The organism is Bacillus silvicola, from assembly GCF_050524305.1.
Classification (GTDB): Bacteria; Bacillota; Bacilli; order Bacillales; family Bacillaceae_G; genus Bacillus_A; species Bacillus_A cereus_AT.
Genome location: NZ_JBNGVC010000001.1, coordinates 97535 through 110829, shown reverse-complemented (window position 1 = coordinate 110829; position 13295 = coordinate 97535). Strand labels below are relative to the sequence as shown.

Here is a 13295-nt window from a genome sequence, read left to right as displayed (position 1 = left end):
ATGTGCCTAACTTGCGTATCAATAAATTTATTAGTGAAGCTGGAAAAGCGTCTCGACGTGGAGCAGATAAGTTAATTAATGAGAGAAGAGTAATTATTAACGGTAAGGTTGCAAAAATTGGTGACCAAGTAAATCCAGGTGATGACGTACGAGTAAATGGAGAGCAACTTCGTATTGCTCGAGACCATGTGTATATCGCTTTAAATAAACCAGTAGGTATTACATGTACAAGTGAAAAAGCAGTAAAAGGTAATATTATCGATTTAGTGAATCATCCTTTACGAATTAATCACATCGGGCGTCTCGATAAAGACTCAGACGGTTTAATTTTGTTAACGAATGATGGCGATATTGTTAATGAGATTTTACGTGCTGAAAACAAGCATGAGAAAGAATATATCGTTTCAGTAGATAAGCCGATTACACCGGAGTTTTTAGAGAAAATGGCAGCAGGTGTTAAAATTTTAGATACAAAAACGCTTCCTTGTGAGATTACACAGTTATCAAAATATGAGTTCAAAATTATTTTAACACAGGGGCTAAATCGTCAAATTCGCCGCATGTGTGAAGCTTTAGGTTATCAAGTATATACGTTAAAACGTACGAGAATTATGAATATTGAATTGAATAATTTACCGGTTGGACAGTGGAGAGATTTATCGAAGAAAGAGAAAAGACGTCTATTTTCAGATTTAAATTACGAACCACAAGATTGGTAAAATTGAGAAGTGAATCCATATTTTTTGGTTTCACTTTTTTAAATTAAATAAATAATATTATTTAACACTTGCAAAAATAAAATGAATAAGATATATTAAATAACAATAAATGGATGTTTTATAAAAGCAAAGAAAAGGACACGAGTTATTTTAAACGGTTATACAGAGAAGGAAGGAAAGCTGAGAACTTCCTAACGCAGAAAAATAACTTACCACCTTAGAGCTGCACTGGGGAAATTAAGTATCTAGTGCCGTGTAAACGACGTTACCGTAAAAGAAGCCATTGCATTTTGTGATGGGAATCTGGGTGGAACCACGAATATAAGCATATTCGTCCCTAATTTTTAGGGATGAATATGCTTTTTTGCATTCAATTTTATAATAAGCGAAGAAAAGGACACGAGTTATTTTAACCGGTTATACAGAGAAGGAAGGAAAGCTGAGAACTTCCTAACGCAGAAAAATAACTTACCACCTTAGAGCTGCACTGGGGAAATTAAGTATCTAGTGCCGTGTAAACGACGTTACCGTAAAAGAAGCCATTGCATTTTGTGATGGGAATCTGGGTGGAACCACGGGTATAAGTACGCTCGTCCCTATTTTAGGGATGAGTGTGCTTTTTATTATGAAATGGAGAGATGAAAAATGAAAGAACAGATGATTGAAATTAAATTTCCAGATGGTAGCGTTAAAGAATTTGTGACAGGTATTACTTTAGAAGAAATTGCTGGATCTATTAGCAGTAGTTTAAAAAAGAAAGCAGTTGCAGGAAAAGTAAATAATCAACTTTTTGATTTACGCCGAAACATTGAAGAAAATGTGGAAGTAGAAATCATTACTATAGATTCCAATGAAGGTGTAGAAATTGCAAGACACTCCGCTGCACATATTTTAGCGCAAGCTGTAAAAAGAATGTATGGTGACATAAACCTGGGTGTAGGGCCTGTTATTGAAAATGGATTTTATTATGATATGGATCTTCCAAGTAGCATAAACGTAGAAGACTTACCGAAAATCGAAAAAGAAATGAAAAAGATTATAAATGAAAATGTAAAGATAGAACGAGTAGAGGTCTCACGAGAAGAGGCAAAAAAACTGTTTAAAGAAATGAACGATCACTTGAAATTAGAACTTTTAGAAGCAATCCCTAATGGGGAAAGTGTAACACTATATAAACAAGGTGAATTTGTAGATTTATGTAGAGGACCACATTTACCGTCAACTGGCTATTTGAAAGCATTCCAATTAACTCACGTTTCAGGTGCATATTGGCGAGGTGATAGTAATAACCAAGTGCTTCAGCGTATATATGGTGTTGCGTTCTCTTCTCAAAAAGAACTAGAAGAGTATTTACATTTCGTTGAAGAAGCAGCAAAAAGAAATCATCGAAAATTAGGCAGTGAACTTGAATTATTTATGTTTTCGGAAGAGGCTCCGGGAATGCCATTTTATTTACCAAAAGGACAAATTATTCGCAATGAATTAGAGGCGTTTTTAAGAGAAATTCAAAAAGAGTACAATTATCAAGAAGTACGCACTCCGTTTATGATGAACCAAGAATTATGGGAGAAGTCAGGGCACTGGGGACATTATAAAGATAATATGTATTTCTCAGAAGTGGATAATAAAAGTTTTGCATTAAAACCGATGAACTGTCCAGGACATATGCTTATGTTTAAAAACAAATTACATTCTTATCGCGAATTACCGATTCGTATGTGTGAATTTGGTCAAGTACATCGCCATGAATTTAGTGGCGCGTTAAACGGATTATTAAGAGTACGTACTTTCTGCCAAGATGATGCTCATTTATTTGTAACTCCAGAACAAATTGAAGATGAAATCAAATCAGTAATGGCGCAAATTGATTACGTATATAAAACTTTTGGATTCGAATATGAAGTAGAACTTTCTACTCGTCCAGAAGATTCAATGGGTGATGATAAGTTATGGGAGCAAGCAGAAGCAGCATTAGAAAATGTGTTACATTCATTAAATTATAAATATCGACTAAATGAAGGTGACGGTGCATTTTACGGACCGAAAATTGATTTCCATATTAAAGATGCTTTAAATAGAAGTCACCAGTGCGGAACAATCCAGCTCGATTTCCAAATGCCAGAGAAATTCGATTTAAATTATATAGATGAGAAGAATGAAAAGAGAAGACCGGTTGTCATTCACAGGGCAGTTTTAGGATCTTTAGATCGCTTCTTAGCGATATTAATTGAGCATTTTGGAGGCGCATTCCCGGCATGGGTAGCACCAGTTCAAGTGAAGGTCATTCCAGTTTCGAATGCAGTGCACGTGCAATATGTAGAAGAGGTTGCAGATAAATTGGCACAAGCTGGCGTTCGTGTAGAAAGAGATGTACGAGATGAAAAGTTAGGATATAAAATAAGAGAGGCACAAATGCAAAAAGTTCCTTATGTTCTTGTAATAGGGGATAAAGAAATGGAAAACACAGCAGTAAATGTACGGAAATATGGGGAAGAGAAGTCGGATGTTGTTTTGCTAGATGTATTTGCGGCAAGTATTGAAGAGGAAATAAAGAATAGAAAATAATAATTGATTAGAAAATACGCCATTATAATGAAGTGAACTCGAATAATGGCACATGAAAAAAACACCTCCTGAATTCGCATACTAAGTATGTCAATTCAACGGAGGTGTTTTTCATTTGAAGGGAAGAGTACATTACCCGAATGAAGTAAAGTGGAAAGTGATTGATTTGATATTGAAAGGCTCCCAACATTGTAGACATATCTAAAATGTTGGGGGCCGATTTGTTTTCTAGTTATTCACTTATTAAAAGTAAAGCTGTTAACTTGCCTTACAAATTTTCTTCAAAAAGTTTCGGTAAAAATTTGCTGAACTCGCTCATTTCTTCTACATTGTGTTTATATAAACCACTTAGATTAATAAATGGTGGTAATCCTTTTGGGAAAATGAATGTAGAAGTCATTACTGTACCGTTATCAGATTGTTCGTATTGATGTATTACTTGTGAAATGACATCGTCATCATCATCTAAACATGAACCCATTAAAACATGGCTGTAATGGATATTGATAGGGCAATCTTTAGGATCTTCCCATCTAATTCTTAGCGGGAATTCCAGTCCATCCCCCGCAGATTCGATTGAAGCTGATATGGCTCCTACGTGTCCATGTACTTTAGGGTCAACTAACCACTTAAAATCAACATGTTCTTCTGGGTGCCATAGTTTATATCGTTCAGGGTTATCAATATTATCCCACCACCAGTCAATCATTTCTGGTGTTACGTCATTCAATTTATGTTCAACTACTAGTGATACTTGGTTTTTCATTTCTATACCTCCTATTTTTTAACCAACATGGTGTTGGTTAAAAAATAGGAGGTATTATAGTATGGGTATCTTATGTGTTCAATAAACAGAAATAGCTGATCTGTTGTATTCTGAACATTATATAAAAATATGTCTAAAAAAATTAAAGAGGTAAAAAGTGGAATGTGTATATGCTGATTTACGCGTAGCTCGTACTAAAGAGGCGATACGTGATGCAATGCACTAACTGAATTAATAAATAACAAAGGGTTTGATTCCATTACGGTTAAGGATATTACAGCTAGGGCTAATATTAATCGAGGGACATTTTACTTACATGGGGAAAATATGATAAAGAAAAAGCTATTGAATTAATAGTAAGCATAGTCATGGATTTAGCAATACATTGGAATAGTGAAATTGAGCAACGAAAATGGAAGTACTCTATTTTAATGTCTATGAGAGAAAAAAATAATGATTATGATACTTTATTAGAGAATGTAGCTAACCTGTATAGTGATTTTAATTATCCAGAGGATATGAAAGGGTTTATTTATTATTTAGAACCGGATGAAGGCTATGATTCAAGTAAGTATACCAAAAATGAAAATATTAGACGACTGATAGATAAACTAGATTCATTCTTACAAAGTGAACAGAAAGCTTTACAGGAGGTTTAAATCGTAAGAATAAACCTTTAGAGGATATTTTATAGTAAATCGAGATTCCTTTACAAAGTCGTAGGTTATACTCCTACGGCTTTTATTATGCATTATTTAAGTGAAAGCTACTTTTTTTGAAGAGAATGAAAGATCCAATGCTAGTTCGGGTGGTTTTCGATTTGAATCAATATGCTACTTTCCAAATCGATTTACATGTACTGTAATGTAGGGACTTAAATAACAAATCAATTATTTATTAAATCTTAACATTACGTTATACCTCTTATAACGGAAAATAACAAATAACGACACGTTTTTTTTTAGAAATGTTGTTATTTGTTGCTTATTTGTCTTCTATTTGTTGTTATTTGTTATTTATCCGTCTTGTATTTATTGTTTATTTGTTGTTTTTATCTATGGAGAAATATGTAATGATGCATATCTAAATAAAGGGGATCGATATGCAGAGTGTGATTAAATTATATTAAACAAAATTCAAATTATATGAGTTATTTTATATATATTAAAAACGACTCCCTTTAACTAAGTATATCAAGTTGTAACTGCTATAATTACTTAAATAAAATTAAAAAATCATTTTATAAGTATAACATTTTCATTCGTATTAATACTTAATAGTTAAATTATTGAATGTAATCGACAAAATTCTACTATTTACGTATTAAAAATTTAATGTTTTAATAAAGGTGTAAATGGTATGACCACTCAAGGGGGGAGAAGATTGCACTAATAAATGTGCAGTAAAGTTGCAAGTAATATTATGTTGAAATTAATTGTCTTAATATTATGTCACTTTTTAAAAGGGCTAGAATCTTGAAAGTATAACATTTGAAAAAAGTGTTTTAAGTTTCTACATAGCAAAAATGATTTTATTCCGTAATAAAAGTATAAGCAATGTACAGTATAAATTCATCTTTTGTAATCTTGTAGGGCCCTGTTGACAAAACTAGGAGAGATATTATGAAATTATTATCAAAAAGGTCATGGCAGGGTTAGCAGTAGCAGCAACTCAAGAGAAAAATGAATATTATACTTATCATTGGGCAGTTAATTCAAATATAGGTGATGAAATTTTACTATTTACTTCCGAAAAATTTAATATTCGAATTAAAAGAAAACAATATCCTTACTTTCTATGAGAAGTAAATAATAACGAGGTTTAAAACTCTATTCGAAAGATTTCTCCTTCCTAGAGCATGTGACAAAAAGAGCCTAGCGCTAGGTCGTTCAAGATGTATGTGTAAGATTGTAAATAGACAATAGTAAAGGGGCGTACGGAATGAAAAAGAAAATAATTTCAGGATTTTTTATAACATCAATTGTAACTGGGGCGACTATTCCTATCAATACTCTCGCAACACCAATCGTTCATGCAGAAACTCAACAGGAAAGCATGGATATTTCCTCATCATTACGAAAATTAGGTGCACAATCTAAATTAATCCAAACATATATTGATCAAGGTTTAATGAGCCCTAATGTACAGCTAGCAGAAGTCCCAGCTTTAAATACAAATCAATCTCTAATCAAGCAAGATATGAAGGAATGGTCATCAGAACTTTATCCACATTTAATTCTAGTAAATTCAAAAAGTAAAGGGTTTGTAACTATATAAGTTGAATTAAAAGGTTACAGCTACTGTTTGTCGAAATATAATAAGTAACATATATTGACAAATGGAGCGGAGCAAAATGACACATGTACACCAAAACGAAAAAGAAAGCCTACTTGTAGCAATGAAAACGACTAAAACGAAACGAATGTATGAACGTTATCAAACGATCTATTTCTATGTACAAGGCTTTTCTATAAAAGAAATAATGAACATGATTGGTCGTTCTGAAAAAACAATCTATAATTATGTGAATGCTTACAAAGAAAAAGGATTGCATGGCTTACTCATGGGACAATCAACAGGAGCACCACGTAAATTAGCCCCTGAACAAGAACAGGAGTTAGTTCAAGTGATTGCATCTCATCTACCCGTTGATGTTGGATTTCCAGCTAAACATAATTGGACTTTATCCATTATCGCTTCTTTCATTAAAAGAGAATGGAACGTAAGTTACACACTTCGCGGGGTGTCTCGACTTTTACATGATTTAGGGCTTAGTTACACAAAACCGACGTATACATTAGCGAAAGCAGACCCGGTGAAACAACAAGAGTTTAGGGAAGTTACCTTCCCCGCCTATAAAAAAAAAACTTTTAAACGAGGAGATTGACCATCTTCTGTTTCAAGATGAGTCCATGATCCGCGATTACCAAGCACTGCAGCATACATGGTTTTTAAAAGGAAAACAACGCAGTATTCCTACTTATGGGAAACACCAAGGTGTTAAACTTATTGGTACACTTAATTATGAAACAGGTGAGTTAGTTTGTGTAGAAGAGGAGCGGTATGATGCCGAAGCATTTCTTCGTTTTCTTCAGCATGTACTTGAACTGTATCCCAACGGGAAAATAGCTCTTATTCTAGATAATGCGCGTATTCATCATGCGAAGCTCATCCAACCACTTTTAAGGAAACACTGTCATCGCTTAGAATTAGTGTTTTTACCTCCCTACAGTCCCGATTTAAATTTAATTGAAGGGGTATGGAAATGGCTCAAATCAGACATCATTCATAATGTTTTTTATTCATCGATTTATGAAATTCAAAAAAATGTACAGGCTTTTATTCAGGAATTAAATCGCACACCTGAAAAAGTGATCGATCGATTATGCATTCGATTGTAATCTTTTAATTCAACTTATATAAATTTAATAACTATTACCCAGCATTAAAAGAGTTTGTAGACAATAAAGAAGATAAAGAAGGGTTTTTGGATAGACTTGAGGTTCTTCAAGATATGACTATGACGAATCAAGAAAACGTACAAAGACAGATTAATGAATTAACAGATCTTAAATTACAGCTGGATAAAAAACTTCAAGATCTCGATATGGATGTAGCAAAAGCACAGGGTGTACTAAGTTCAGACGGAACAGGGAAAATAGATCAGCTAAAAAATGAATTACAAAATACCCAAAAATCAATTCAAAATGATTTACAACAAATAGCATTATTACCAGGAGCTTTAAATGAACAAGGGTTTGTTATATTCAAAGAAGTCTATAACCTTTCAAAAGATATCATTGAACCTGCTGCTCAAACTGCAGTAGCAGCGTATAACAAAGGCAAAGAAATTAACAACTCTATTATAGAAGCAGAGAAAAAAGCAGAGCAAGAAGCGAAAGAAAAGGGTAAATCTGCTCTAGAGATTGAAGCTGCCAAAAAAGAAGCCCGTGAAGCAATTGAGAAAAGCAAACAAGCTGAAATAGCTGCAGCTGCAGTTGCAAAAACAAAAGAGTATGACCTTACGAAAGCTATTGACCCTGAAAAAATTAAGAAAACATATAGTGCTTTCGCTGAAGTAAATAAATTAACAGCAGAACAGCGAACACATTTAGCAGATTTAGAGACACAAAACCAAAAATTTTATGATTTAACTAAGAACCTAAAAATAGCAGATTTACAAAAATCAATGCTTCTTATTATGCAAAATGATTTACATACCTTTGCATATCAAGTAGATGTAGAACTTGACCTACTAAAACGTTATAAGGAAGATTTGGGTCTAATAAAAAATAGCATTACAAAATTATCTACTAATGTTGATACAACTAACCAGCAGTCTCAAAAAGATACATTAAGACAATTAAAAAATGTAATAAGTTACCTTGAAGAACAGGTCTATAAATTTTAATATTATGTTTTTTGAAAATATAAAAAGATTATAAGAATCTAGCGAAAGAATGAGAAGGAGAATAGTTATGAAAAAATTTCCATTTAAAGTGTTAACTTTAGCTACTCTGGCAACGGTTATAACTGCTACTACCGGTAACACTATTCATGCATTTGCACAAGAAAAGACCGCTCAAGAACAAAAAGTAGAGAATTATACATTAGGGCCTGAGGGACTGAAGAAAGCATTGGCTGAAACAGGATCTCATATTCTTGTAATGGATTTATACGCAAAAACAATGATTAAACAACCGAATGTAAATCTATCCAATATTGATTTAGGTTCAGAAGGAGGAGAATTAATCAAAAACATTCACCTTAATCAGGAACTGTCGCGAATCAATGCTAATTATTGGTTAGATACAGCGAAACCAAAGATTCAAAAAACAGCACGTAATATTGTAAATTACGATGAACAATTTCAAAATTATTACGACACATTAGTAGATACTGTACAAAAGAAAGATAAGGCAGGCTTAAAAGAGGGTATAAATGATTTAATAACTACAATTAATACAAATTCAAAAGAGGTTACAGAAGTAATTAAGATGTTACAGGACTTCAAAGTAAAACTATATACAAATTCTACAGATTTTAAAAATAATGTAGGCGGCCCAGATGGAAAAGGTGGATTAACGGCACTATTAGCGGGTCAACAAGCGCTAATTCCACAACTTCAAGCTGAAATTGAGAAGCTACATTCTACTCAGAAAGAACATTTTGACAATGTATTAGCATGGTCAATTGGCGGTGGATTAGGAGCGGTCATTTTAGTTATTGGCGCTATTGCAGGAGCGGTAGTGATTGTTGTGACTGGCGGTACAGCAACACCGGCTGTTGTTGGTGGCCTTACAGCTCTTGGTGCAGCTGGAATTGGTTTAGGAACAGCAGCTGGTGTCACGGCATCTAAGCATATGGACTCCTATAACGAAATTTCTAACAAAATCGGACAATTAAGTACAAAAGCTGATCTCGCTAGCCAAGCTGTTATTTCGCTTACTAACGCGAAAGACACTTTGGCATATCTGTATCAGACAGTGGATCAAGCGATACTGTCTCTAACGAATATTCAACAACAATGGAATAAAATGGGGGCTGATTATACAGATTTGTATGATAATATCGACCAAATGCAAGAGCATAAACTCTCGTTGATACCTGATGATTTAAAGGCTGCTAAACAAAGTTGGAATGATATTCATAAAGATGCAGAATTCATTTCGAAAGATATTGCTTTTAAACAAGAATAGAATCTAAAAATCATAGCCTATATTGGAGGAATATAAAATGATTAAAAAAATCCCGTACAAACTAATCGTTGCATCAGCTCTTTTAACTATGACAACAACTTCTATAGTCTCACCAGTAGCAGCTTTTGCAAGTGAAATTGAACAAACTAACAATGCAGATACGGCTCTTTCAGCAAATGAAGCGAAGATGAAAGAAACTTTGCAAAAGGCTGGGTTATTTGCAAAATCTATGAATGCTTATTCTTATATGTTAATTAAAAATCCAGATGTGAACTTTGAAGGGATTACTATTAATGGATATGTAGATTTACCTGGTAGAATTGTACAAGATCAAAAGAATGCAAGGGCACATGCTGTTACATGGGATACGAAGGTGAAAAAACAGCTTTTAGATACATTGACGGGTATTATTGAATACGATACAACATTTGACAATTATTATGACACAATGGTAGATGCGATTAATACAGGAGATGGAGATACTTTAAAAGAAGGGATTACAGATTTACGAGGTGAAATTCAACAAAATCAAAAGTATGCACAACAATTAATAGAAGAATTAACTAAATTAAGAGACTCTATTGGACAAGATGTTAGAGCATTTGGAAGCAATAAAGATCTCTTACAGTCGATTTTAAAAAACCAAGGTGTAGATGTTGAGGCTGATCAAAAGCGTCTAGATGAAGTTTTAGGATCAGTAAACTATTATAAACAATTAGAATCTGATGGGTTTGATGTAATGAAGGGTGCCATTTTGGGCCTACCGTTAATTGGCGGTATTATAGTGGGTATAGCAAGAGATAATTTAGGCAAGTTAGAGCCTTTATTAGCACAATTACGTCAGACTGTAGATTATAAAGTAACATTAAATCGTGTAGTTGGAGTTGCTTACAATAATATTAGTGAAATGCATAAGGCGCTTGATGATGCTATTAATTCTCTTACTTATATGTCCACGCAGTGGCATGATTTAGATTCTCAATATTCGGGAGTACTTGGACATATTGAAACTGCATCTCAAAAAGTGGATCAAAATAAATTTAAATTCTTAAAACCTAACTTGAATGCAGCGAAAGACAGTTGGAAAACATTACACACAGATGCGGTCACTTTAAAAGAAGGAATCAAAGAATTAAAAGTGGAGCCTGTTACTCCGCAAAAATAAGGAAATATTAATTCTGTTGCAAAGTCACCTAAAACATAGAGAATCTATGATTACGTTGTTAAATAGTAATGCGACAATTAATAAATCCTTATACACCAGAAAGGCGGAGTCTCATTAATGACTTCGCCTTTTGTCTTTATAAAATTTGTACCCAGATACCAAGATAACCGTACTGTATTACAGATTTTCAAAAAATTTGAAAGACGTCGCTTTTAAAGAAGAATAGAATTAAAAATCAAAACCTATATAGGAGAAGTATAAAATGATGAAAAAAATCCCTTATAAAATACTCGCTGTATCGACATTTTTAACTATGACAACAACTTATGCAGTTACACCAGCAGCAGCTTTTGCAAGTGAAATTGAACAAACTAACAATGGAAATATGTCTCTTTCAGCAAATGAAGAACAGATGATAAAAACTGTGCAAGATGCTGGGGTATTTGTAAAATCTATGAATGAATATTCTTATTTGTTAATGAATAATCCGGATGTGAGTTTTGAAGGAATTACTATTAATGGGTATGCAGATTTACCTAGTAAAATTGTACAAGATCAAAACAACGCAAGAGCACATGCAGTTTCATGGAATACGAAAGTAAAAAAACAGCTTTTAGATACATTGACAGGTATCATTGAATACGATACAAAATTTGAAAATCATTATGAAACATTAGTAGAGGCGATCAATACTGGGAATGGAGATACTTTAAAAAAAGGGATTACAGATTTACGGGGGGGAATTCAACAAAATCAAAAGTCTGCAAAAGTATTAATAGAAGAATTAACTAAATTTAAAAATGCTATTGGAGAAGATGTTAGAGTATTTGGAAGCCATAAAGAGACCTTGCAGTCTATTTTAAAAAACCAAGGAGCTGCGGTTGAGGATGATCAAAAGCGTTTAGAGGACCTTTTAGGGCAAATAAACTATCAGAAAGACATAGAATCTAAGGGCTTAGACATGGTAAAGATCCCCTTTCTCCCAACATTGATTGCTGGTGGGATAATGATAGGTGATGCAAGAGGTAAGTTAGGCTGGCTAGAGCCGGAATTAGCAAAATTACGTCAGAATGTAGATTATAAGATAACATTAAATCGTGTAGTAGGAGTTGCGTTTCATAATATTAGTGATATGCATAGTGCGATTGATAGTGCTATTACTGCTCTTACTTTTATGTCCACGCAATGGGATGATTTAGACTCTCAATATTCGGGCGTACTGGGACATATTGATACAGCTAATCAAAAAGCTGATCAAAATAGATATAAATTCTTAGCACCTAACTTGAATGCAGCAAAAGATAGTTGGAAAACAATAAGAACAGATGTTGTCACATTACAAGAAGGGATAAAAATTGCAGAGAAAAAAGAACAAGATTTTATGAATCAGCTTCGTCCATCAAGCGTTTCCTACTTTTATAAAAAAATTCATAACGCATATACATTTGAAATAAAGACTGGATCAAATGCACCAAATGCGTCTTATAAAGTTATGAATTTAACTAAAAACACGGTTCATAATATGTGGGGTGGAGGACCAAATACAAGCATGTGGGCTGACTGGCTTTCATTTAATCCAAAAGATGAATTTGCGGTGGTAGCAGTAGTGGATGGAAAAGAATATGTTGTATATAAAGACAAAGTAGAAAATATAATGAACTGAACCCGAAAATGAATGAGCAAAAAGAAAGAGCTTTTTTCACTTTAGTAATTGCCAACTTTTTTATTTGATAGACGTGTAAATAGACTACTATTTTAGTAAGTCGATGAAAATTTTGTCGAAATATTGAATATTTAAATCGCGTAGGCAAAACATTTAAATATATGCCTAAAGGTCCAGAAGGTCTTATTGAAAGTGACGTATATACGGAAGTTTAAAAATAAAATTAAGGATAGCTTTTAAATGGATTGGCTACAATATTGATTGTGGAGGTGAGAAAGGTGAACAAAAAACAACAAGGTTACAATAAGGCAACTTCTGGCGCTAGCATCCAAAGTACAAATGCTAGCTATGGTACAGAATTCGCAACTGAAACAAATGTACAAGCAGTAAAACAAGCGAATGCACAGGCTGAGGCAAAGAAAGCACAAGCTTCAGGTGCACAAAGTGCGAATGCTAGTTATGGTACAGAATTTGCAACTGAAACGGATGTGCATGCAGTGAAACAAGCGAATGCACAAGCTGAGGCAAAAAAATCACAATCTTCTAGTTCTAATCAATAATGAAGGGAAAGGACTTCTCTATCTTAAGAGAAGTCTTTTCTCAGGCTGTGGAGAAAGTCTTCTCCACGGCCTATTTTTGTGTCTGAGTCTTTATTGAAGGGGTACAGCCAGCATTTTTGAAAAAAACAAGCTAAGCAAAAAATATAATAAGCCGCCCA

The 13295-nt window shown here is 33.6% G+C and carries 8 protein-coding genes, 4 pseudogenes and 2 other annotated features; of the genes and pseudogenes, 11 read left to right on the top strand and 1 reads right to left on the bottom strand.

Features of this window, described 5'->3' with window-relative positions; translation table 11 throughout:
- Window positions 1-11: 11 nt before the first annotated feature.
- Entirely contained in the window at window positions 12-719 is a 708-nt protein-coding gene (locus ACP6L7_RS00590; RefSeq protein ID WP_001222156.1) for a pseudouridine synthase, read from the top strand.
- A 120-nt stretch (window positions 720-839) separates the two neighbouring features.
- Window positions 840-1061: a binding site (T-box leader), on the top strand.
- A gap of 37 nt (window positions 1062-1098) precedes the next feature.
- Window positions 1099-1320, top strand: a binding site (T-box leader).
- A 44-nt stretch (window positions 1321-1364) separates the two neighbouring features.
- Window positions 1365-3284, top strand: coding sequence for a threonine--tRNA ligase (gene thrS, locus ACP6L7_RS00585; protein WP_097833324.1), 1920 nt, complete (start codon window positions 1365-1367; stop codon window positions 3282-3284).
- A gap of 268 nt (window positions 3285-3552) precedes the next feature.
- Here the strand turns inward: thrS and ACP6L7_RS00580 are convergent, their stop codons facing one another.
- Complete coding sequence (locus tag ACP6L7_RS00580) at window positions 3553-4050, bottom strand: DAPG hydrolase family protein (RefSeq protein ID WP_097833325.1); 498 nt, start codon at window positions 4048-4050, stop codon at window positions 3553-3555.
- A gap of 157 nt (window positions 4051-4207) precedes the next feature.
- On the opposite strand from ACP6L7_RS00580, the pseudogene ACP6L7_RS00575 reads away from it, so the two are divergent.
- The 9 genes and pseudogenes from ACP6L7_RS00575 to ACP6L7_RS00535 all read left to right on the top strand — a co-directional run.
- A pseudogene (locus ACP6L7_RS00575) lies at window positions 4208-4368 on the top strand (TetR/AcrR family transcriptional regulator); the annotation flags it as partial.
- A 50-nt stretch (window positions 4369-4418) separates the two neighbouring features.
- Window positions 4419-4709: a DUF2247 family protein gene (locus ACP6L7_RS00570; protein ID WP_071745557.1), complete on the top strand. Its 291-nt coding sequence runs from the start codon at window positions 4419-4421 to the stop codon at window positions 4707-4709.
- Between the two features lie 1282 nt (window positions 4710-5991).
- A pseudogene (locus tag ACP6L7_RS00565) lies at window positions 5992-6321 on the top strand (HBL/NHE enterotoxin family protein); the annotation flags it as partial.
- An 82-nt stretch (window positions 6322-6403) separates the two neighbouring features.
- Window positions 6404-7451: pseudogene (locus ACP6L7_RS00560) on the top strand (IS630 family transposase).
- A gap of 20 nt (window positions 7452-7471) precedes the next feature.
- A pseudogene (locus ACP6L7_RS00555) lies at window positions 7472-8461 on the top strand (HBL/NHE enterotoxin family protein); the annotation flags it as partial.
- Between the two features lie 67 nt (window positions 8462-8528).
- Window positions 8529-9749 (top strand): hemolysin BL lytic component L1, encoded by a 1221-nt coding sequence (hblD, locus tag ACP6L7_RS00550; RefSeq protein ID WP_097833327.1) that lies wholly within the window; start codon window positions 8529-8531, stop codon window positions 9747-9749.
- Between the two features lie 37 nt (window positions 9750-9786).
- Window positions 9787-10914, top strand: a complete 1128-nt coding sequence (hblA, locus tag ACP6L7_RS00545; RefSeq protein ID WP_097833328.1) for a hemolysin BL binding component B — start codon at window positions 9787-9789, stop codon at window positions 10912-10914.
- Between the two features lie 262 nt (window positions 10915-11176).
- Entirely contained in the window at window positions 11177-12577 is a 1401-nt protein-coding gene (gene hblB, locus ACP6L7_RS00540) for a hemolysin BL regulatory component HblB (protein WP_097833329.1), read from the top strand.
- A 278-nt stretch (window positions 12578-12855) separates the two neighbouring features.
- Window positions 12856-13137: a gamma-type small acid-soluble spore protein gene (locus ACP6L7_RS00535; RefSeq protein WP_071745562.1), complete on the top strand. Its 282-nt coding sequence runs from the start codon at window positions 12856-12858 to the stop codon at window positions 13135-13137.
- The last annotated feature ends 158 nt before the right edge of the window (window positions 13138-13295 follow it).

Coding starts and splice junctions, on each gene's coding strand:
- thrS (WP_097833324.1), top strand. CDS start 1,365: ATGAAAGAACAGATGATTGAAATTAAATTTCCAGATGGTAGCGTTAAA.
- ACP6L7_RS00580 (WP_097833325.1), bottom strand. CDS start 4,050: ATGAAAAACCAAGTATCACTAGTAGTTGAACATAAATTGAATGACGTA.
- ACP6L7_RS00570 (WP_071745557.1), top strand. CDS start 4,419: ATGGATTTAGCAATACATTGGAATAGTGAAATTGAGCAACGAAAATGG.
- hblD (WP_097833327.1), top strand. CDS start 8,529: ATGAAAAAATTTCCATTTAAAGTGTTAACTTTAGCTACTCTGGCAACG.
- hblA (WP_097833328.1), top strand. CDS start 9,787: ATGATTAAAAAAATCCCGTACAAACTAATCGTTGCATCAGCTCTTTTA.
- hblB (WP_097833329.1), top strand. CDS start 11,177: ATGATGAAAAAAATCCCTTATAAAATACTCGCTGTATCGACATTTTTA.